Annotated in this window: 18 protein-coding genes; 5 read left to right on the plus strand and 13 right to left on the minus strand. The window is 66.2% G+C overall.

Translation table 11 applies throughout. The features are described 5' to 3' along the window. Genes PGN27_RS21670 through PGN27_RS21680 form a run of 3 tightly spaced genes read right to left on the minus strand, consistent with a single transcriptional unit; the run spans position 1 to position 2,611 of the window. Positions 1–1,182, minus strand: coding sequence for an acetyl-CoA C-acetyltransferase (locus tag PGN27_RS21670; RefSeq protein ID WP_335327955.1), 1,182 nt, complete (start codon positions 1,180–1,182; stop codon positions 1–3). Beyond that, on the minus strand, positions 1,179–1,829 hold the full coding sequence (locus PGN27_RS21675) for a CoA transferase subunit B (RefSeq protein ID WP_335327956.1): 651 nt from the start codon (positions 1,827–1,829) through the stop codon (positions 1,179–1,181). The genes PGN27_RS21670 and PGN27_RS21675 overlap by 4 nt, the downstream gene beginning before the upstream one ends. After that, positions 1,826–2,611 carry a CoA transferase subunit A gene (locus tag PGN27_RS21680; RefSeq protein ID WP_335327957.1) on the minus strand — a complete coding sequence of 262 codons (786 nt, stop codon included), beginning with the start codon at positions 2,609–2,611 and terminating at the stop codon, positions 1,826–1,828. The genes PGN27_RS21675 and PGN27_RS21680 overlap by 4 nt, the downstream gene beginning before the upstream one ends. Before the next feature lie 156 nt (positions 2,612–2,767). Between PGN27_RS21680 and PGN27_RS21685 the strand changes: the two genes are divergently transcribed. After that, a complete protein-coding gene (locus PGN27_RS21685) occupies positions 2,768–3,526 on the plus strand; it encodes an IclR family transcriptional regulator (protein WP_335328817.1) in 759 nt (252 codons plus the stop codon). A gap of 9 nt (positions 3,527–3,535) precedes the next feature. Here PGN27_RS21685 and PGN27_RS21690 read toward each other — a convergent pair whose 3' ends face one another. Genes PGN27_RS21690 through PGN27_RS21715 form a run of 6 tightly spaced genes read right to left on the minus strand, consistent with a single transcriptional unit; the run spans position 3,536 to position 12,335 of the window. Further along, complete coding sequence (locus PGN27_RS21690) at positions 3,536–4,576, minus strand: alcohol dehydrogenase catalytic domain-containing protein (protein WP_335327958.1); 1,041 nt, start codon at positions 4,574–4,576, stop codon at positions 3,536–3,538. Positions 4,577–4,622: 46 nt separating this feature from the next. Continuing rightward, positions 4,623–5,414, minus strand: a complete 792-nt coding sequence (locus PGN27_RS21695; RefSeq protein ID WP_335327959.1) for a hypothetical protein — start codon at positions 5,412–5,414, stop codon at positions 4,623–4,625. Positions 5,415–5,474: 60 nt separating this feature from the next. Continuing rightward, a complete protein-coding gene (locus PGN27_RS21700) occupies positions 5,475–7,787 on the minus strand; it encodes a hydantoinase B/oxoprolinase family protein (RefSeq protein WP_335327960.1) in 2,313 nt (770 codons plus the stop codon). A 24-nt stretch (positions 7,788–7,811) separates the two neighbouring features. Next, on the minus strand, positions 7,812–9,941 hold the full coding sequence (locus tag PGN27_RS21705; protein WP_335327961.1) for a hydantoinase/oxoprolinase family protein: 2,130 nt from the start codon (positions 9,939–9,941) through the stop codon (positions 7,812–7,814). A gap of 25 nt (positions 9,942–9,966) precedes the next feature. Then, complete coding sequence (locus PGN27_RS21710; protein WP_023985459.1) at positions 9,967–10,395, minus strand: acetone carboxylase subunit gamma; 429 nt, start codon at positions 10,393–10,395, stop codon at positions 9,967–9,969. Between the two features lie 32 nt (positions 10,396–10,427). After that, complete coding sequence (locus PGN27_RS21715; RefSeq protein ID WP_335327962.1) at positions 10,428–12,335, minus strand: hydantoinase/oxoprolinase family protein; 1,908 nt, start codon at positions 12,333–12,335, stop codon at positions 10,428–10,430. A gap of 187 nt (positions 12,336–12,522) precedes the next feature. Between PGN27_RS21715 and PGN27_RS21720 the strand changes: the two genes are divergently transcribed. Then, on the plus strand, positions 12,523–14,370 hold the full coding sequence (locus PGN27_RS21720) for a sigma-54-dependent Fis family transcriptional regulator (RefSeq protein ID WP_335327963.1): 1,848 nt from the start codon (positions 12,523–12,525) through the stop codon (positions 14,368–14,370). Positions 14,371–14,403: 33 nt separating this feature from the next. On the opposite strand, the gene mrx1 is transcribed toward PGN27_RS21720, so the two are convergent. Beyond that, complete coding sequence (gene mrx1, locus PGN27_RS21725) at positions 14,404–14,646, minus strand: mycoredoxin Mrx1 (protein ID WP_019511204.1); 243 nt, start codon at positions 14,644–14,646, stop codon at positions 14,404–14,406. A gap of 60 nt (positions 14,647–14,706) precedes the next feature. Here mrx1 and PGN27_RS21730 point away from each other — a divergent pair, with 60 nt between their 5' ends. The 3 genes from PGN27_RS21730 to PGN27_RS21740 all read left to right on the plus strand — a co-directional run bounded on the left by PGN27_RS21730 (position 14,707) and on the right by PGN27_RS21740 (position 17,582). Next, positions 14,707–16,830 (plus strand): ATP-dependent DNA helicase UvrD2, encoded by a 2,124-nt coding sequence (locus PGN27_RS21730; protein WP_335328818.1) that lies wholly within the window; start codon positions 14,707–14,709, stop codon positions 16,828–16,830. A 132-nt stretch (positions 16,831–16,962) separates the two neighbouring features. Further along, the gene (locus tag PGN27_RS21735; RefSeq protein ID WP_335327964.1) at positions 16,963–17,145 is read left to right on the plus strand and encodes a hypothetical protein; all 183 of its coding nucleotides are present in this window, start codon (positions 16,963–16,965) and stop codon (positions 17,143–17,145) included. A 158-nt stretch (positions 17,146–17,303) separates the two neighbouring features. Continuing rightward, complete coding sequence (locus PGN27_RS21740) at positions 17,304–17,582, plus strand: WhiB family transcriptional regulator (RefSeq protein ID WP_036463207.1); 279 nt, start codon at positions 17,304–17,306, stop codon at positions 17,580–17,582. 76 nt (positions 17,583–17,658) lie between these two features. Here PGN27_RS21740 and PGN27_RS21745 read toward each other — a convergent pair whose 3' ends face one another. Genes PGN27_RS21745 through PGN27_RS21755 form a run of 3 tightly spaced genes read right to left on the minus strand, consistent with a single transcriptional unit; the run spans position 17,659 to position 21,262 of the window. Next, positions 17,659–18,984: a macrolide-binding ATPase MABP-1 gene (locus tag PGN27_RS21745; protein WP_335328819.1), complete on the minus strand. Its 1,326-nt coding sequence runs from the start codon at positions 18,982–18,984 to the stop codon at positions 17,659–17,661. 50 nt (positions 18,985–19,034) lie between these two features. Continuing rightward, positions 19,035–19,892 carry a bacteriocin biosynthesis cyclodehydratase domain-containing protein gene (locus PGN27_RS21750; RefSeq protein ID WP_335327965.1) on the minus strand — a complete coding sequence of 286 codons (858 nt, stop codon included), beginning with the start codon at positions 19,890–19,892 and terminating at the stop codon, positions 19,035–19,037. A 35-nt stretch (positions 19,893–19,927) separates the two neighbouring features. Continuing rightward, on the minus strand, positions 19,928–21,262 hold the full coding sequence (locus tag PGN27_RS21755; protein WP_335327966.1) for a zinc-dependent metalloprotease: 1,335 nt from the start codon (positions 21,260–21,262) through the stop codon (positions 19,928–19,930). Between the last annotated feature and the right edge of the window lie 22 nt (positions 21,263–21,284).

The following is a 21,284-nucleotide window of genomic DNA, read 5'->3' on the forward strand; positions in this document are numbered from 1 at the left end:
TCACGGTCGGCAGTGCAGCAGCAGCGCCGTGCCCTGACCACCCCCGCCGCACAGCGCGGCGGCACCGTTGCCACCGCCGCGGCGACGCAGTTCGAGCGCCAGATGCAGGGTTATGCGTGTCCCGGACGTCCCGAGCGGGTGACCGAGTGCGATCGCACCGCCATTGACGTTGACCCGGTCCTCGTCGAGACCGAGTGCCGCCGCGGATGCGATGCCGACCGCGGCGAAAGCCTCGTTGATCTCGACCAGATCCAGTGCGGCGGGCGCGAGCTCGCTACGGGCGCAGGCGGCCGCAATGGCATTGGCGGGCTGCAACTGCAGCGTGGAATCGGGTCCGGCGACCATGCCGTGGGCGCCGATCTCGGCGATCCACCCCACACCGAGTTCCTCGGCCTTGCGCCGGCTCATCACCACGACGGCGGCGGCACCGTCGTTGATCGGTGAGGCATTGCCGGCCGTGACGTTGCCGTCGGGTCTAAATGCGGGCCGCAGACGAGCCAGCGACTCGATCGTGGTGTCGGCCCGGATGCTCTCGTCATGGTCGAACGGAAGGGACTCACCCCGGCGCCCGGAGACCTGCACCGGCACCACCTCGTCGGCGAAGAGTCCGTCTTTCCAGGCGGTTGCAGCACGGGTGTGGGAGCGCGCCGCGAACGCGTCCTGGGCGGCGCGGTCGAGATCGTTGGCGTCCTCGGTCAGTGCTCCCATCGCCTCGTCGGTGAAGACGTCACGCAGGCCGTCGAAGGCGAGGTGGTCGGTGACCGCGACATCGCCGTACTTGTACCCGGCGCGAGATTTCGGCAGCAGATGCGGCGCCTGGCTCATCGATTCCTGGCCACCGGCGACCACGATCTCCGCACTGCCGCAACGAATCATCTGATCCGCCAGAATGATCGAGTCGATACCGGAGAGGCACACCTTGTTGACGGTCAGGGCGGGCACGGTCATGGGGATGCCGCCGGCCACCGCGGCTTGGCGGGCCGGAAGCTGGCCCGCGCCGGCGGTCAGCACCTGTCCCATGATCACGTACTGAACCTGTGTGCCGGTGATGCCGGCCTTCGCGAGAGCCCCGGCGATGGCTGTTCCGCCCAGCTCGGCCGCACTCATCGAGGACAGCGAGCCCATGAACCGTCCGATCGGGGTGCGTGCTCCGGCGACCAGAACCGAGGTGCCGCTCGTCATGACAGGTCCAACGGAGCTTCGGTGGCGGCGACCACATCGGCGAATTCGACCCCCGGGGCCAGCTCGCGCACCGTGAGGGTGCCGTGGGTGGTGACGTCCAGAACGGCAAGGTTGGTGATGATGCGGTCGACCACCCTGGCACCGGTCAGGGGCAGGGTGCACGAGTTCACGATCTTGGGTTGGCCCGATTTGTCGGTGTGCTCCATCAGCACGATCACCCGGTCGGCACCGTGTACCAGGTCCATGGCACCGCCCATACCCTTGACCATCTTGCCGGGGATCATCCAGTTGGCCAGATCGCCCCACCGGGAGACCTGCATCGCACCCAGTACCGCGGTGTCGATATGACCGCCTCGGATCATCCCGAACGACGCAGCCGAATCGAAGAAGGCCGCACCCGGGATGACGGTGACGGTCTCCTTGCCCGCATTGATCAGGTCGGCGTCCACGGCATCGTCGGTGGGGTAGGGGCCGGTGCCCAGGATCCCGTTCTCTGAGTGCAGGGTGACGCGCACGCCGGGGTCGAGGTGGTCGGGGATGAGCGTGGGTAGACCTATTCCCAGATTCACGTATTGGCCGTCGATCATCTCGCGGGCCGCGCGGGCGGCCATCTGGTCACGCGACCAGCCGGTGAGAGTGGTGGTCATCTTTCGCCCTCCTGGTTGCGCACGGTGCGCTTCTCGATGCGTTTGTCCTGGTGACCGGTGTGCACGATGCGTTGCACGAACACACCGGGCAGGTGGACGTTGTTGGGATCGATATCGCCCGCCTCGACCAGGTTTTCCACCTGGGCGATGGTCACCTTGCCCGCCATTGCGGCCAGCGGGTTGAAATTCATGGCGGTCTTGTCGAACACCAGATTCCCCGCGGTATCCCCGACCTTGGCGTGGACGAGTGCGAAGTCGGCGCGAATCGACTCCTCCAGCACGTGGCGTCTGCCGTCGAAGACTCTGGTCTCTTTCGGCGGCGAGGCGATGAGTACCGAGCCGTCGGGCGCGTAGCGCCACGGGATTCCGCCGTCGGACACCGGGGTTGCGACACCTGCCGGTGTGTAGAACGCCGGTATGCCCGCACCTCCGGCGCGAAGCCTTTCGGCCAGGGTGCCTTGCGGTGTCAGTTCGACCTCGAGTTCACCGGCCAGGTACTGCCTGGCGAATTCCTTGTTCTCACCGACATAGGACGCGGTGACGCGCCGGATGCGTCCGAGCGCCAGCAGTATGCCCAGACCGTGATCATCGACGCCACAGTTGTTGGAGTACACCTCCAGGTCGGTGGTCGCGGTATCGGCGATGGCCCGGATGAGCGCATCGGGTATGCCACACAGCCCGAACCCGCCGACCGCTATGCGGGCGCCGTCGCTGATGTCGACGACCGCCTCCGCGGCGGTGGAGTACACCTTCGAGGACACGTGATCACCACTTTCGTCCATTATTCAAACGATCAATCTGACATCGACAAGTGTGGATCACGAGGATTCGCAGTGGAAGTCGTCGAACAGTAGCGGCAGCAATCTGCTCGAATGGTGGTCGACTTCGGATTCGACGTTCATTCAGTGAACGCATACTCTCGATGTGTGACGGATTCCATGAGCGGACCGGGGGTGATCGCCCGGGCCGGTGTGCTCCTGCGGGCGGTCAGCGTCGCCGAGCCCGCGGGCGCCTCCACCACCGAGCTGGCATCGGCCGCCGGACTCGCTCGTCCCACGGTGCATCGCCTGTTGACGGCGCTGAACGAGCAGGGACTGGTCGACCGCGATCGCAAGACCGGCAGGTGGAACCTCGGGCCCGAGCTGTACTTGCTCGGCGCCGCAGCGGCCAACCGGTACGACATCGTCGACCAGGCCCGTGACATGGTCGCGGTGTTGGCCCAGGAGTCCGGAGAAAGCGCGTTCCTATCTGCCCGCCGCGGTGACGAGACAGTCTGCGTCTACGCAGAGGAGGGCAGTTTTCCGCTGCGCTCGCACGTCTTACACGTCGGCGTGCGGTTTCCGCTGGGCGTCGCGTCCGCCGGGCTGGCCATCCTCAGCCATCTGACCGAACGGGAGGTCGACGACTTCTTCGCCCGTCAGTCACCGCACACCCGTTGGGGTGCAGAGCATTCCGAGTCACAGATTCGAGAGCGCATTGCCGCGACACGATCCACCGGTTACGCGGTCAATCCGGCGTTGTTGGTGGAGGGCAGCTGGGGGATGGGCGCCGCCGTCTTCGACCGTTATGGTCAACCGGCCTGGGCGTTGAGCGTGACGGGCGTCGAGACGCGCTTTCGGGCCGACCGGAGACCTGTCCTGGGGCAGCTGTTGTTGGCGCAGGCGCACCGGCTGTCGGTTCGCCTGCGCCACCATTGATGGCCCGCGTCAGGGTGTCAGCAGGACCTTGAGTGCCCCGGTGTGTGCGGCATCGCCGAAATCACGGTAGGCAGCCTCGAATTCATCGAAGCGATAGCGGTGGGTGATCATCGACGATGTCTCCAGGCGCCGGGCGGCGACCAGGTCGATGAGTGTCGGCGTCGATGACGTGTCGACGAGCCCGGTGGTGAGCGTCAGGTTCTTGATCCAGATGTCTTCCAGATGCAGGGTGGCCGGGCCGCCGTGCACACCGATATTCGCCACATGACCGCACGGGCGCGCCAGGCGCACCGCGAGCTCGAAGGTCGACGGCAGTCCGACGGCCTCCATGCTGACCTCTACTCCGTGTCCGGCGGTCAACTCGGCCACCACCGTTTCCGGATTCTCGCGCGCCGAGTTGACGACGATATCGGCCCCGAACCGGCGGGCGGCCTCGAGTCGGCTATCGGCGAGGTCGATCGCCACGATGGCGCTCGGGCTGAACAGTTTTGCCGCGGCGATCGCGGCCAGTCCGATCGGACCGGCACCGATCACGGCGACGGTGTCGCCGGGTTCGACGCGGCCGTTCAACGCCCCGACCTCGTAGCCGGTGGGCAACAGATCGGCCAGGGCGATCATCTGCTCATCGCTGACCCCGGCGGGAATGGCGTGTGTCGAGTTGTCGGCGAACGGAACCCGCACATACTCGGCCTGCGTGCCGTCGACACGGTGCCCGAGAATCCACCCACCGCCACCGATGCATTGGCCGTAACGGCTGCGCCGGCAGTAGTGGCAACTCCCGCACGCGCTCACACAGGACACCAGCACCCGGTCGCCGACGGCCACCCTGCGCACACCGGTCCCGACCGCGACGATGGTGCCGACGGCTTCGTGGCCGAGCACGCGGCCGGGATCGGCGGTGGGGACGTGTCCGCGCAGGATGTGCAGGTCGGTCCCGCAGATCGTCACCGCCTCCACCCGCACGATGGCATCGGTGGGATCGGTGATCACGGCATCGGGCACGTCGGCCCAGCTCGCATTTCCGCCTCCGCGGTACACCATGGCCTTCATCGATCGACTTCCTTTCTCGGTGATATGTACCCGTCGAACATGGTGGTCAGCGCAGTTTCGCCAGCTGTTCCAGGACACGTTCCGGGGATGCGGTGGCCGGGATCGATGTCACCACCATGTCGGTGCCTGCCACGGGGACGTCGGCATCGTGGTCGGTCCAGAAGGTGCGTTCGATCATCCCGATACTGGGATCCCCCGGCGGAGTGGATATCTCATCCTCGCCCCACATCGCGGTCGGCCAGCCGAAATGCGCTGTCACATTGGTCACCGCGGTGTAGTCGGCCAGTGCCTCGGGCAGTGCGGAGCCTCTGCTGTCGAGCAGCACCAAGGAGACGGGCAGTGATCCCAGCTGACCGAGCCACTCGGCGACGTACATCGAGGCGTTGTCGGCGCGATCGGGGTCGATCTCACCGAGTGGATTGCCTGCGATCGCATGGGCGCCGGCCAACCAGCGGGCGGGCGAGGGGAGATGCAGGAGTAGTTGGCGGCGGGTCGTTTTCGCTGCAGTTGCCAAGACCTCACGGGCCGAATCGAGCACGTCGGAATCGGTCAGTAGCGTGCGCAGGGGATAGCCGACGCGCGTCTTGGCGCCCATGGCCGCGACCAGATCAGGGCGTGAATCGGTATGAGCGGTGAGCACGCTGTCGATGTCGATCCATAGTGCATCGGGATTCAACAGTGCCGTCACCTGGCCGAAGTGCCCCGCCGTGAGCGTGGTGTCGGTCCAGGGAATTGCTGCACCCTGACGGATCACCGCGGTGGAGTATGCGGCGTCATCGATCAGCAGCGCGCTGGTGCGTCCGCTGGGGCTGGTCGGTGTCGGAGTTTTCGCGCTCATGGACATGCCTTTCGAGAGGGGTGGTGGCGGCCCCGGGGACGACCGGGGCCGCCACCGGTATCAGGTGAGTCGGGTGACCGTCTCGCCGTACTTGGCCTCGAGCTCGGCGATACGGGCCTCGAGCCTGCCGATCTTGACCTCGCGTCGGTCCGGGACCATGACGATCGGAAGCTCTTCCAATGGCGCACATACCCGTTCGGGTCCGTCGATCGTGTACACCGTGGCGGTGATATCCCGCTCCTCGGGCGTCCAGGTGCCCCATGATCCGTAGTAGGGCAGGTCCTTCGGCGGTTCGGAGGTGACGAACTCCTTGCAGAACTCGGCGAAGGGCTTGCCCCGTCGCAGGCGGTCGGCACGGGCCGCGGCGCGCGCCGACGTGGTCGCCTCGTTGTCGAGTCGGAACGTGGCGGGGTCGTAGCGCACCGCGAAGATGTCCTCGGCCACGCGCTGGCTGATCCGGCCGAGCTCGGCATCACGCACCACCGACTCCGGGTCGCGCTCCAACGGGTCTCCGTATCCTCCGCCGGCGCCCTGGCTGATCATGTAGAGCTCGCCGTCCTTGGCGAGATCGAACTGCAGGCCCATGTGTGAGGTGGAGTAGCGCCCGTCCGGGAACGGGCGTTCGTTCATGACCTTTTCGATCGACAGATCGAATTTCCTGTTGTCCTTGCGGAAGTGCTCGTAGACGTTGGTTCCCTTGACCATCGCGAGCGGATATGTGCCGCAACCGTATCCGCCGTACATGCCATAGATCGACGAGAACTTCGCACCCGAGGTCACGGTCATGAAACCCCATTGCGGCGTGCCCTCGGCGGCCACGATCATCTCGTAGCCCATCCCGCCGGTGAACTTGCCGAAGCCCATGTTGTCCCGGACCAGTCGCTTGGCCACGAGCTGCATGAACGGCACCTCTTCTTCCATCACCTCCTGCTCGGCAGTATCGGCCATCGCGCAGAACAGTGGCGAGATGGCGTCCTCGCCATCGCGGAACGGCTTTGCACCACCGGGCATCCCGTTGAGATCTGCACACAGGTTGCCCACCATGTCACCGTGCTGGGTGACCCCACCCCACAGGAAGGTGTTGATCTGGTTGAACCAGTTGGCCACCACGTTGCTGTACTTGTTCGGCGTGGAGAACGACATCCGGCTGTAGAGCGCCTGCATACAGGAGAATCCTCGGAAGGAGGCCTGTAGCGATTGCCCCATCGGTGCGTCGTAGGAGGCGTCGGCCCAGGTGCCCTCGTCGGAGATGATCTCGATACAGCTCATCGCCGCGGTGCAACGAGGCAGATCGGGCCACCAGAAGGCCAGGATGGCCTGCATCATCATCGATTTCACGCTGCACAGGGGTGAGTTGATGGCTCGGTTGAGGATCTCCGGCCCGGTGCCGCGCAGGTCGACGGTCATCGTGTCGCCCTTGACGGTGATCTTGCAGGCGAACTTGATCAGGATGTTCTCTTTGAGCGTGCTGTCCATGAACTGGTCGAAACGATAGGTGCCGTCCGGCAATTCAGAGATCCGGCGGCGGACCTCGGCGTCGACATCCTCGACGGTGGTGCGCAGCGCGGCCACGAATGTGTCGATCCCGACTTCGTCGATGACCTTGTCGATACGCTCCATGATCTTGCGGACCGCGGTGATCTTGACCTTGAGATCGGCGAGCTGCAACTTCGGATCGCGCACCGAGTGCTGAAGGAAGGTCAACAGGTCCCGCCGCAGTTCGCCCCGCTCGACGATCTTGAACGGACTCATCCGCAACCCGTCGTCGAAGGCGGTCTCCGAGCCCGAGGGCATCCCGCCTGGCTCGCAGGCACCGTTCTCGCCCTCGTGGATGGTGGCGGCCACCCACGCGATGATCTCGTCATTGCGGATGATCGGCATGATCATCGACTGGTCGGTGTTGTGCACGTTGCCATATCGCGCGTCGTTGTGGATGAACCCGTCGCCGGCGTGGACGCCGACGGTCGGCTCGTCCTTCCAGTACTTCATGATGTACCGGATCGGATGGTGCAGGATCGCGCTGAACGCGATGACGCCGTGGCAGGACAGATAGGAGACATCGCCGGAGGCGGTGTAGATCGCGGTGGTGAGGTCACCCCATTTGGCTCCCGGCGCGGCACCCTGCGCCTCGCACATCTCATAGCCCTCGTCGAGGGCCCCGGCGATGCGCTTGCGGATGCGTTCGACCTGGAGCCGGTCCACCCCCATGGCGATCGCCGCGTCTTCGTGCGGTGAGCGTTGCGAAATCTGGTGACTGCGCATGATTTCCGGATCGGGTCCGAGGAACAGGGTGGTCTCGTCCATGAACCGGTCCACCCACTGCTGTTCCTGCTCGGTGAGCTGCCCGGCCGGGCGGTCGTTGACTGTGGTCATCTCTTGTTCGTCCTTAGTGTGAAGTCAGTCCTGCAGGAACCAGACAGCGCCCTGGGCCGTGGGCTCCAGTCGCCAACCGGGTTCGACAAGGAAGGTGGTGTTTTCGGTGGTGACGATCGCCGGGCCGGCGATCACCTTGTCCGGGGCCAACGCGCTCTCGTCGAAGACCGGGGTGTCGACCGGCTTGTCGATACCGATGAAATGGGCGCTGCGACTACCGACCGGCTCCGGTGCGCTGCGCTGCCCACCGGGTTGCAGTGATTCGAAATTCACCACGTCACCATCGACGAAGGACGCAACGCGCACGGTGCTGCAGCGGATTCCGGCCTCCGGAGCGGCCGAGGATGCCCCGAAGCGATGACTGTACACATCACCGAAGGTCTTGATGACGTCGAGCACGTCGCCGACACCGGAGATCCGGTGCAGGTCGGAGAGCGCCACGGCTTGGGTCAGCAGCTGGTTGCCGTAGCGCATGTCGAGCTCGAGGCGGTATCGCACGTCCTCTGCCGAGAACCCCTGCCGCACCAGGTCCTCGCAACCGCGCGCCTCGAGCTCTTCGACAATCGCGTTGAACTCGTCGTAGTCGGAGTAGAGCGCCCGGGTGGTGGCGTTGTACAACGTGATGTGCACCCCGCGTTCGTGGAAGTGCAGCTGTTTCATGTTGCCCGCTCCGCAGGCCGAGAAGACCGACGAAAAGGGCGGCGCCAGAACCCGCTTGATCCCGGCGTGCCGGGCGACCCCGCAGGCGTGCAGCGGTCCGTTACCGCCGTAGGCCAACATCGTGAAGTCCTCCGGAAGGTAGCCGCGCACCCGCAGCTCCTTGCCGATGCCGATGGCCATCTGCTCGTCGACCCCGTCCTTGATCACCCGTGCGACATCGATGGGGTCCATGTCGAGGTGGTCGCTGAGCTCTTCTTCGATGGTGAACAGCGACCGCTTGGGGTTCAACTTGATGTAGCCGTTGGCGTAATTGTCGGGGTCGAGATAACCGAGCACCAGATCGGCATCGGTCACCGTCGGCTTGAGGCCGCCGCGGTCGTAGCAGGCTGGGCCGGGATTGGATCCCGCTGATTGCGGGCCGATCTTGACCGAGTTGTGGATGCGGTCGTAGCTGGCGATGGAGCCGCCGCCGGCGCCGAGCGTGTCCAGGTGCACCATCGGCACCGAGACCAGCCACCGGTCGATCGTGGGCAGGAAGTCGTAATGCTTGACCCCGCCCTCGGGGACCAGCCCGATATCGAAGGATGTGCCTCCCATGTCGGTGGCGATGACATGTCCGAGGCCGGTCTCATTGGACAGGTGCTCGGCAGCGCCCACCCCGGCGATCGGGCCGGAGTGGATGGTCTGCAGCGCGTCGGTGGAGTTCATCTGGGCCATGCCGCCCGAATTGTGGATCACCAACATCGGCTTGTCGTAACCGAAGTCGCGCAGGTTGCTCGACAACTGCGCCAGCGCGTGGAACATGATCTCGTGCAGGTAGCCGTCGATGATCGTCGACGTGGCGCGCACATACTCACCCTTGCGGCCGGAGACCTGATGGCCCAGGAGCACCGGGATGGCGCCCAGCTCGTGGGGCGGGAATTCGTCGAGGATGATCTCCTGGATCGCGAGCTCGTGTTCGGGGTTCTCGGTGGCGTTGACCAGCGACACCACGATCGCCTCGGCGCCGGCGTCGACGAGTTCGCGAACCATCGCGCGGACGTCATCGGGATCCAGCCGGGCCACGATCTTGCCCGCCGAGTTGATCCGTTCCTTGACAGAGCGGATCATCGCGCGCGGCACCAACGGTTCCGGTCGCTCGGCCGCGGGCAGGTTCTGTTGCATGGCGTAGTCCAGACCCTCGCCGTAACCGCGGCCGCGGGAGAGCGGGATGGTGTCCTCGAAACCATGCGTGACGATGGCCGCGACCTTGGGCCCGTTGCGCTCGATGAGCGCGTTGGTTCCCAAGGTGGTGGCGTAGCGCACCGAATCGACCTCCGAGAGCACTGTGGATCGGTCCAGGCCTGCGCGTTTGCACGCCAGGTCTAGGGCGTCGTTGAAGCCGATGGCCAGATTGTGGTGGGTGGTCAGTGCCTTGGCATCGACGTAGATGTCGTCCCAGACGAAGAAGCAGTCGGTGAAGGTGCCACCGATGTCGACCGATATTCGTTTCATGCCAGTAGATCTCCTGGTTCTCGGGTCAGTGGATGTGGCCGGCGGCTTTGAGGGCCGCGGTGTACTTCTGGGCGTCCTCGCCGGGGCCGTAGTTGTGCACGGTCTCCGCGTCGGTACCGCGCTGCGCCCATTGCGCACGCAGGGCGGGGATGTCGATCAGGATGTCCACTGCCGGCGGATGTCCCGGCGGCAGGTACTCGCATTCGATCTGTGTCCCGCAGCCGGGGCAGTAGTACTCCAGGATGCGGCAGTAGGCCGGATCGGGGCTGAAGGTGTACTCGTAGCGATCGGGATCGATGATCGGTTGGTGGATCTCGCGCGGATCACGGTCGTACACCAGTGTTCCCGGCTTGTAGTTCTCGTGCGCCGAACCGATATCGTGGGCGCACACACGGCAGACCCATCGTTCGGTGTCGAGGTCGATCACGAGATATTCGGTCATGGGGACTCGCATGCGAATCCTCCCTTCACTGAGATGGATTGGAATCAGTTGTCGGCGGTGAGCATCAGGTCACCCGCGGAGGTGACCCGGAATGACCAGTCGGGCAGGACCCGGGCGGTGAAGAACGGCCCTTCGATGATCGCCGGGCCGTGGCCGGTATCGCCGGGGGTCAACCGGTCGAGCACGTGCACGGCGATCTCGTCGACCCGATCCGTGGTGGATCGCACCGACCGCGTGCCATTCACCTCGGCCTGCCGCGGTGTCAGTTCGGTGTCGGGGTCGAGATCCGGATGCGGAAGTGCCGCAGCGGCACTGAGCTGCAGGGTCACCGCCGCGCCGGGGTAGTCGACTTCGTCACCGGGGGTGTAGGGCAACTGGGAAATGCCGGCGTCGTCGAGATTCTCCACCAGCAGCTGCCACGAGGTCTGACAGTCCGCGAGGTCGTAGCCCTCCTGGAACATGTCTCGTCGTGTCCTGGCCAACAGTGCGTCGTGGGTGGCGCGCGCGGCGTCGGTACTCGGTTCCTCGATCAGCACTTCGTAGGTCTTGCCGATATCGGAGAACGAAATTCCGAACGCCGAGAACACCGCCGCGGTACGCGGTACGAGCACCGTCGAGACACCGGCCATGGCGGCCGCGCCGGTGGCGCTCATGGGTCCGGCCCCACCGAAGGCCAGCAATGTGGTCTGCTCGGTGACCAGATGGGCGAATGATGCCGACAAGGCCTGGTAGTAGGCCTGTTCCATCCGCACCAGCGCTTCCTCAAGGGAGATTCCCAGCGGCTCGGCGATGGTCTCGGTGATCACGGCGCGCGATCGCGACGCGTCCAGGGTGAAGGTGCCGTCCAGATAGGTGTCGGCGTCCAGGACGCCTAGGAGCAGGTTGACATCGGTGATGGTGGCCTGCTTGCCGCCGAACCCGAAACAGGCGGGACCCGGTGCGGCACCGACGGATTGCGGTCCGACGGTGATCTGGCCGTCGACGAGCTGGATGACCGACGAGCCGCCCACGCCGGCCGAGGTCACCGCACTCATCGGGTAGGAGATGTGCACACCCTCGATCGATCCGCGATCGGCCACCGCGACCGACCCGTTCTCCACCACGCCCACATCGGTGGTCGTGCCGCCGATGTCCATCATCAGCGCGTGCGACAGTCCGTAGACCTTGGCCAGCGCTGCGGTTCCTTCCAGGCCGCCGCGTGGTCCGGACGAGTATGTCTTGAGGGCAACAGATTTCGCGACGCGTGAGGATGCACCGTCGTTGCGGTACACGAGCAGGGGATTGACCACCCGGTAGTCCTGCAGGCGTCCCTCGGCGGCGTAGAGGAAGCGTTCCATCGTCGGATGCAGGAAGGCATTGACCACGCACGACCACACGCGGCGGGCGTCGTCGCGGTCGCCGGCCAGTTCCCAGCTGTAGAGCAGCGGAACCGACCCGAGCAGGTGGCGCGGGAACTTGCGCAACAGGACATGGCGCAGTCGGCGTTCCTCCTCGGCCGACGGTGCGGCGATGACCACGCGGGCGGCCCCGAGCGTGGTCAGCCGGTTGACCTTCTGCACCGCGTCGAACTCGAAATCCTCCGAGTGCGGGTCGATGGTCAGATAGCGGTCGGCCACCAGGCCGCCGAACAGCTTCTCCTGCGCCGGGTCACTGCGCATCTGGGTCTGCAGGCTCTCGATGCTGGAGAGGATCCCGATCATCGGGCCGCGCCGTTGTACCAGGGCGTTGGTGCCCTGGGTGGTGGAGTAGCGGATGTGTTCGGTCGCGTGCAGCAACCGGGTGGTGTCGGCGTCGCCGTACATCGCCGCGGACGCCTTCTCGATGCCGCTGAACAGGCATTCCGACAGATCGTGCGGTGTGGTCAGCGTCTTGGTGAAGGTGAAGGCTTCGCCGTCCCATACGCAGATGTCGGTGAGCGTTCCACCGTTGTCGATGTTGATCAGGGTCCCCATGGCACTCCGTTCGTGGAATTCGCATATGTGAATGCGTTGATCGAGCGGCTCTGTGCTGTACACCACACCGCTTGGATCAGCGTGGTCTGTGTCTCACGGCGCGGCGTGTCCCAAGTTCGGACATCGGGGGCCTTGGCTGTGGTGTGGGTCTCATTCACACTTGGTTGACCCGATCGGGAGGTGGCACATGCCCAACAGCTCCGCACGCTTACTGCGGACCGCTGCTGCACGCGCGGATTTCCTGGAGTACGGCGGTAACGGCACTGCGGGCGTCTCTGAGGTCGTCGCCGCGTCGTGGGAGCGCAGCCAGGCGGCCGGAGTGGATGCCTCGCACCCGCACGCACAGTTCACCGACGAGATCGACACGGCATCGCTGTTGGTGCGTTGTGCGCGGCCGGTGCTGCAACAACTGGAGATCGAGACCGCGGACATGCCGTTGGTGATCGCGTTGACCGACAAGAAAGCCCGCGTGGTCGAACGGATCGACAGTTCGACGGCGGTGGCGCGCCTGCTCGACCGGGTGCATCTGGCACCGGGTTTCAGCTATGCGGAGTCGACGATGGGCACCAATGGCATCGGCACGGTGTTCGAGGCGGGGCAGCCGATCAGCGTCGTGGGCCCCGAACACTTCAGTGAGAACCTGCACCTCTTCGCGTGCACCGGGGCACCGATCATCGATCCGATGACCGGGCGGTTGGAGGGGGTGCTCGACATCTCGACGTTGTCGTCGTCCTGGAGTCCGCTGATGCATGCGCTGGTCAAGAGCGCTGCCAAGGACATCGGCCAGAATCTGCTGTTGGATCGAGGGCAGGCGCAGCGTGCGATCTTCGACACCTACCTGAAGGTAACCACGAGGGCCCCGCGCCAGGCGGTGTTCGGCTTCGGCGATTCGGTGTTCATGGCCAATCCGGTGGCACAGCAGATGTTCGACACCGACGAACAGCGTGTCCTGCGCGAGCATGCGGTGTTCCTGATGGCCGGCAAGGACCGGGTCAGTGACACCGTGACGCTTCCCGGGCACCGTCTGGTCAGAATCCGCGGCACCCGGATCGTGGCCGGCGCGGAGATCGCGGGGATGGTCGTGGTCGCCGATGTCGTGACGATGCACAGCCCGGGTTCACCGGCCGACTTCAGCGAGCACCTGTTGCCCGAGGTGGCCGTCGCCACACCGCATACGTCGCAGATCGTCGGCGGCCTGTCACGGTCGCGGGAGGCGATGGCCGGTGGGACATCACCGGCCTGGGTGCGCGGGTACACCGATCTGTATCGTGCGCTGGAGCAACGTCGGCCCGCGCTGGTCGTCGGCGAGCCCGGGTCGGGCAAGTTCACCTTGGTCGCCGAGCTGTTCCACGCGGTCCATCCCGGCGGTCGCGCCATCTCGGTCGATGCCGCCCAGCTGGCTCTGGACACCCCGGCCCCCGATCTGGACTCGCTGTTGACGAACCCGGCCGAGCCGACATTGCACATCGTCCGCGATATCGACCATGCGAGCACCGCTGCCGTGGAACGCCTGGAGTCCTACCTGAGCGCGATCACGGATCTGGAGGGGCCGGCCTGGGTGGTGGCCACGGGGTGCGATTCCGCGGTCACGACGGATCTTCCGTTCGGGCAGCTCTTGCACCATTTCGAGGTGTCGATACAGGTGCCGCCGCTGCGGTGCCGCACCGATGATCTCGCGGCGCTGACGGGGGCGTTGTTGCGCGGGATCGCCCCGGCACGCAAGGTCCGACTCAGCCCGGAGGCGCAACGGTTGATAGCGCGATATACCTGGCCGCGGAACATCACCCAGTTGCGCGAGGCGTTGGTCTACGCGGTGCGGCGCAGGCCGGTCGGTGAGATCCAGGAGTCCGATCTGCCCGGGTATTGCCAGACCGCGTCACGGCACGCGCTGACTCCGTTGGAAGCGGCCGAACGCGACGCGATCGTGGCGGCCCTGCGCGAGGTCGGGGGGAACCGGGTCGCGGCGGCAACTCATCTCGGGATGGCGCGGTCCAGCCTGTACCGCAAGATCAAGGCCTACGGCATCACGGCGTGACGGGTCCGCCCGGCGACGCGTGCCGGGGCGGGCTCAGCCCAGCTTGGCCTTGACCTGCTTGGCGCTCGGGTTGGTCAGTGTCGAGCCGTCGGCGAACTTGACGGTCGGCACCACATGGTTGCCGTTGTTGACCGAACCGACGAATTCGGCGGCCGCCGGATCACCTTCGATGTCGATCTCGGTCCACGCGATGCCCTCGGCCTTGAGCGCGGTCTTCAGGCGCGCGCAGTAACCGCACCACGAGGTCGTGTACATCGTCAGCTCAGCATTGCTCATGGGTGAATCAACCTATCGACGTCGGTGCGCAATTCCCTGCACCCTATGCGCCCCGAGAACATGTCGGACACCCCTGCCATGATGGAGGCCATGCCGTCCGTCGACAGTCTCCTCGGCGACCTCGACGACGAACAGCGCGAGGCCGTCATGGCGCCCCGCGGTCCGGTGTGCGTGCTTGCCGGAGCGGGCACCGGTAAGACCAGGACCATCACCCGGCGCATCGCCCATCTGGTGGTCGGCGGGCATGTCGCACCCGGCCAGGTGTTGGCGGTCACCTTCACCGCGCGTGCGGCGGGCGAGATGCGCAGCAGGTTGCGTGCGCTCGGCGATCAGGCCGGGGTGCCGACGGCCGCGGTCCAGGCCGTCACGTTCCACGCCGCCGCGCGCCGTCAGCTGCAGTACTTCTGGCCGCGGGTGGTCGGGGACACGGCATGGCAACTGCTCGACAGTAAGTTCGCCGTCGTCGCGCAGGCGGTCAACCGCGCCGCGATACAGGCCAGCACCGACGACGTGCGCGATCTGGCCGGCGAGATCGAGTGGGCCAAGGCATCGTTGATCACCCCCGAGCAATACGTGACCGCGGTGGCCAGGACCCGCCGCGACGTGCCGATGGACGCGAACACGGTGGCCAAGGTCTACGCCGGGTACGAAAAGCTCAAGACGCACCGCGACGGTACCGCGCTGCTCGACTTCGACGATCTGCTCCTGCACACCGCCGCCGCCATCGAGAACGACGCCGCCGTCGCCCAGGAATTCCGGGATCGCTACCGCTGCTTCGTCGTCGACGAGTACCAGGACGTCACCCCGTTGCAGCAGCGTGTCCTGGATGCCTGGCTGGGCAACCGGGACGACCTCACCGTCGTCGGCGATGCGAACCAGACCATCTATTCGTTCACCGGTGCCACCCCGCGGTTTCTGCTCGACTTCTCTCGGCGTTTCCCGGAGGCCACCGTCGTGCGGCTGGAACGCGACTATCGGTCCACGCCCGAGGTGGTGTCGTTGGCCAACCGGGTCATCGCCGCCGCGCGCGGGCGGATGGCCGGCAGCAAGCTGCATCTGATCGGTCAGCGCGACCCGGGCCCGAAACCGACCTTCGCCGAATATCCCGACGAGGTCGCCGAGGCCTCCGCCGTCGCCAAGAAGGTTGCCAAGCTCATCGGCAACGGCACGGCACCGGCGGAAATAGCGGTGCTGTACCGGATCAACGCCCAATCCGAGGTGTACGAGGAGGCGCTCACCGAGGCGGGTATCGCCTTTCAGGTGCGCGGTGGTGAGGGATTCTTCAGCAGGCAGGAGATCCGCCAGGCGCTGATTGCCTTGCAGCGCAACGTCGATCGTGAAACGCCGGGTGACCTCCCCGGCTTCGTACGCGGCATCCTGGAACCGCTGGGCCTCACCGAGGAGCCGCCGTCGGGCACCAAGGCGCGCGAACGCTGGGAGGCGCTGACCGCACTGGCCGAGTTGGTCGATGATGAAGTCGCGCAACGCCCTTCGCTGGATCTGAGCGCACTGGTCGGTGAACTACGCCAACGTGCCGACTCGCGGCACCCACCGGTGGTGCAGGGCGTGACGCTGGCCTCGCTGCATGCCGCCAAGGGCCTGGAATGGGATGCAGTCTTTCTTGTCGGACTGGCCGACGGCACGCTGCCGATATCGCACGCCCTTGCCCACGGCCCCGACAGCGAGGCCGTCGAAGAGGAGCGCCGCCTGCTCTACGTCGGGGTCACCCGGGCTCGGGTGCATCTGAGTCTGAGCTGGGCGCTGGCCCGCACACCCGGTGGCAGACAGGGGCGGCGGCCGTCGCGATTCCTCAACGGGATCGCCCCGCAGACCCCGGCCGACAACGCGCCGGCCCGCCCGAAACGCGCGCGGGGGGCCACCCCACGCTGCCGGGTCTGCAACGGTGCATTGACCACACCGACGGCGATCATGCTGCGCCGCTGCGAGAATTGCCCGTCCGATATCGACGAACAACTGCTGGTCGAACTCAAGGAATGGCGGCTGCGCACCTCACAGGAGTTGAAAGTGCCCGCCTATGTCGTATTCACCGACAACACGCTCATCGCGATCGCCGAGACGCTGCCCACCGATGCCGCAGCGTTGGTGGCCATCCCCGGCATCGGCGCGCGCAAGCTCGAGCAGTACGGACCCGATGTGCTGGCGCTGGTCAACGCCCGCTCCTGACGCGCTGCCAACTACGGCACAAATTCTGCCAAAACCCCAGGTCAGAAAATCGCTTGTGGTTTTGGGCTGTTAGGCTCTAGCCTCAAGATCACCAGCTTTTTGCCAGACGATTCCACGAGAGGAGGCGGTCCGATGTCGATCATCAATATGCCCAGCAGCGTAAATGTCAGCGGTATGCCGCTGACCCTCGCTGCTGTCGCCGGCATGTCTGCCGCCCACCGAGCCGGTTGGGCGCCCGCTGCCGCCGCCGCGCCGCAGCATAAGCGCCGCACCGCCCGCGAGATCGTCACGTCCGTGAAGCGGGGTACCACCTAGGTAGCCCCAGCACCGCCGAAAAGGCCACGGACCCGAACTCACCGGATCCGTGGCCATTCTGGTTTTGGGGACACCCGCATAGGAACCCCAAACACCTGGTCACCGGTCCGAACAAGACCGACACCGAGAAAACACGACCAGGAAGTAGGGGACAAGACATGTCCGTCCAGGCATGCCTAGAACGCACACTGCCCGCGGTGCCGTGCCACGAGGCCGATCCGGATCTGTGGTTCGCCGAGAGCCCGTCCGAGCTCGAGCGGGCCAAGGCATTGTGCGCGGATTGCCCAATCCGCAGCCTGTGCCTGAGTGAAGCGCTGCAGCGCCAGGAGCCGTGGGGCGTCTGGGGCGGCGAAATCATCGAGCGCGGGGCGATCGTGGCCCGCAAGCGGCCGCGCGGACGTCCGCGCAAGCAGGCCGACGCCGGTCAGGCGGCGTGATGCCGACGTCCGGGACTACGGGTTCTGGCAGGGAAATCGCAAGCCCCCGCCAGAACCCGTGGTCTCGGCGAAACGCTCAGTCGGCGAAGCCCGGGACGTACTCGTTGGCGATGGCCCGCACCGGGACGTGCGCATCCAGCTGACAGCAGATTGCGATGGTCGAGGCAATCACGCGCAGCGGAATGGCAAGGTTGGCAGGAAGATCCAGCTGCCGGGCCATCTTGATCTGGGCGACCGAGTTGTCCATCTGCCCTGCGGCCATCCGCTGGATCCAGCGACGCGTGTAGTGGAACACCTCGGTCTCCACCGGTTCCACATACTGACGCAACATGTCGTCGATCTCTTCCACCGACACCTGCTCACCCTTCTGGATGAACCCGGCCGCCTCCATGGCGGGCAGCAGTTCGGCGTAGTTCTTGTCCCTGGCCAGCCGGATGCAGTTGCCCAACGACGGCGGGAAACCGCCAGGCAGCGGCGCGACCGCACCGAAGTCGATGACACCCATCCGGCCGTCGGCCAGCAGCATGAAGTTTCCCGGATGCGCGTCGCCGTGCATCATCTCCAGCCGTTTGGGGGCGCCGAAGGTCAGCTCGGTGAGCCGCGTTCCCATCAGATCGCGTTGCTCGGGCGTGCCTTCCCGGATGATCACCGACATCGGGATGCCGTCCATCCACTCGGCGATGACGACCTTGGGCGCGCTGGCCACAATGCGTGGCACCGCGAAATGCGGGTCGTTGTCGTAGGCCTTGGCGAAGGCACGCTGGTTGTCGGCCTCCAGCCGGTAGTCCAGTTCCATCTCGGTGCGCTCGATGAGCTCGGCGACCACACTCTCGATATCGGCTCCGGGCGCCAGCTGTTTGAACACGCCGGTCAGGCGCTGGATCGTCTTGAGGTCAGCGCGCAACGCCTCATCGGCGCCGGGGTACTGGATTTTCACCGCGACGGTCCGGCCATCGGACCAGACGGCCTTGTGTACCTGTCCGATGCTCGCCGAGGCCACGGGGGTGTCGTCGAAACTTTGGAATCGTTCCCGCCATTTGGTGCCCAACTGCTGGTCGAGCACGCGATGCACCTTCGCCGCGGGCAGGGGAGGAGCCTCGCGCTGCAACTTGGTCAGCGCCTCGCGGTAGGGCTTGCCGTATTGCTCGGGAATGGCGGCTTCCATCACCGAGAGGGCTTGGCCGACCTTCATGGCGCCGCCCTTGAGCTCACCGAGCACGGTGAACAGCTGTTGGGCAGCCTTATCCATCAGTTCGGCGGTGACTTCGTCCTTGGACTTCCCGGTCAGCCGCTTGCCGAACCCGAGCGCAGCCCGGCCGGCGAAGCCGACAGGCAGGGTGGCGAGCTTCGCGTTCCGGGCGACGCCACGCCGTTTGATTTCTGACACCCGTCCATCATCCACCACGTAGCTGAGTGCCCCGCCACGAACTGGTAACTACCTGCGGTTGATCGTCAGCACCTGCAGGACGGATGCCGTGACCAGTGCTTGGTCACCACCGAGCCGCGGGCGACGTCGAACTCGACGGTGTGGTCCAGCGTCAACGGCGCCGGTGTGCCGGCCTCCTCGTCGGCAGCGGTCTCGGTATCGGCGCGCAGCGTGTGCACCACGCGGTCCACCTGTGTCAGCGCCAATGCGGCGGTGCCCAACAGCGTCGCCCGGTCGGCGGTGCCCACGGAGTGCCGTAGCTGTGCCGCGATCGCGGGCCAGGCCTCGTCGCGATCGCGCCGGTGCAGGTCGGCGCATCGGAGGCAGGAAGTGACGCCGGGTAGCACCAAGGGTCCGATCAGGCCCGTGCCGTCGCGCACCAGGACCGGGAGATGCGGGATGCGGGCGGCGTGCAGCTCGCGCAGCACGCGGGGATCGGTGACCAGGGCGTCGGCCAGCAGCACCAGGTCCGTCCTGTCGGAGGTCACCGCGGCATGTGACCGGCTGCTGCGCGTGACCCGGGTGGCCGAGCAGCGCAACGCGCCGGCCAGCAGATCCGAGAGCGGTCCGCGGCCGTGGATGCGTACAGCGACCGGCCGAATCGACGGCGACGGGCTGGTCACCACCCCAGCGCGTACCAGGGCGGCGAGCAGATCGGCAACGGCGACGGCGGGCTGCTGCGTTCCGAGTTGGGTTGCGCGGCTGACCAATTCGTCAGTGGTTGCAGGATCCTGCATGAAACGCAACAACTGGGCCAGCGTCGCTGCCGTCAAGCCTGCGGGTGGGTGCACCTGCACCGCGCGGCGCGGGTCCCAGCCGATCTGTACCGTCCCGTCGGGACGCCACAGCACGGGCATGGATGGGTCGAGTGCGTAGCGCCGCATGTCATGACTCTGTCACGATCGGCGCCTGCGCCGCTTCAGTTATCCACAGGCCCGTCGGGACCCTCGTCGCGCTCCAGGTCGGCCAGCGCCTCGTCGATACCGCTGGTGTCGCCGCCGATCACCCGGTCGATGAACCCGGCGGGCTCGTCGAGGTCATCGGAGCCGGGAAGCAGGTCGGGGTGCTGCCACACCGCATCGCGGGCGTCGGCGCCCACCGCCTCGGTCAGCTTCTCCCACAGCGCGGCCGCCTCGCGCATCTTGCGGGGCCGCAGTTCCAGGCCGACCAGCGTGGCGAAGGTCTGCTCGGCGGGACCACCGGTCGCCCGGCGGCGCCGCAGCATCTCGCTGAGGGCGGGAGTTCCCGGTAGCCGGTCACCCAGCGCGGCGGTCACGACGGTCTGCACCCAGCCCTCGATCAGCGCCAGCTGGGTCTCCAGGCGTTCGAGCGCGGCCGTCTGTTCCGGGGTGGCCTTTGGTTCGAACATGCCCTGACTGAGCAGCTGCTCCATCGCGGCGGGATCGGCGAGGGAAGCGGGGTTGAAGCCCTGGGCCATGTCCTCGATACCGCTCATGTCGATCTTCATGCCCTTGGCGAACGCCTCGACATTGTTGAGCAGCTGGCTCGACAGCCACGGCACATGGCTGAACAGCCGGTGATGGGCGGCCTCGCGGGCGGCAAGGAACGTCAGCACCTCGCTGCGCGACTGCTCCAGACCTTCCGACAGCGTGTCCACCGCCGCGGGCATCAGTGCCGCGACACCCTTGGGGCCCAACGGCAGGCCGATATCGGTGGATGTCAGAACCTCGCCTGCCAGCTTGCCCAACGCCTGGCCGAGTTGGCTGCCGAACGCCATCCCGCCCATCTGCGACATCATCGCCAGCAACGGTCCTGCCATCGCCTTGGCTTCCTCGGGCAGGGCCTGCGCCCACACCGAGGAGATCTGCTGGGCGACCGGGTCGCACAGCCGCTTCCAGGTGTCCATGGTGTTGTCGATCCAGTCCGAGGGCGACCACGCCGCGGTCCGGATGGTGCCTGCGGGCAGGGGGGTCGCACCGTCGAGCCAGGTCTCGGCCAGCCGGACCGCATCGCTGATCGCCGTCGCGGTGGATTCGGGAACCGGGGCAACGAAGCCGATCGAGTTCGACGCGAGCTGACGGGCCAGGTCGTAGTTCACCGGCCCGCCCTGCCCGCCGGGTGCCATTCCGCCTGCGCCGCTGAACATCTCGCCGAGCTTGGTGAAGATCTGGCCGAGATCGGACATGTCGAATCCGGCACCGCCCAAACCGAAGGGATCCCCCGCGGGATCGTTCTTGCGCTTGTCGCGATCGGGGTCCTCGCCGGAGGAGAAGCCGAAGGGCAGGTCAGACATACCGTCAACGGTACCCACCACC

The organism is Mycolicibacterium neoaurum (genome assembly GCF_036946495.1).
Classification (GTDB): domain Bacteria; phylum Actinomycetota; class Actinomycetes; order Mycobacteriales; family Mycobacteriaceae; genus Mycobacterium; species Mycobacterium neoaurum_B.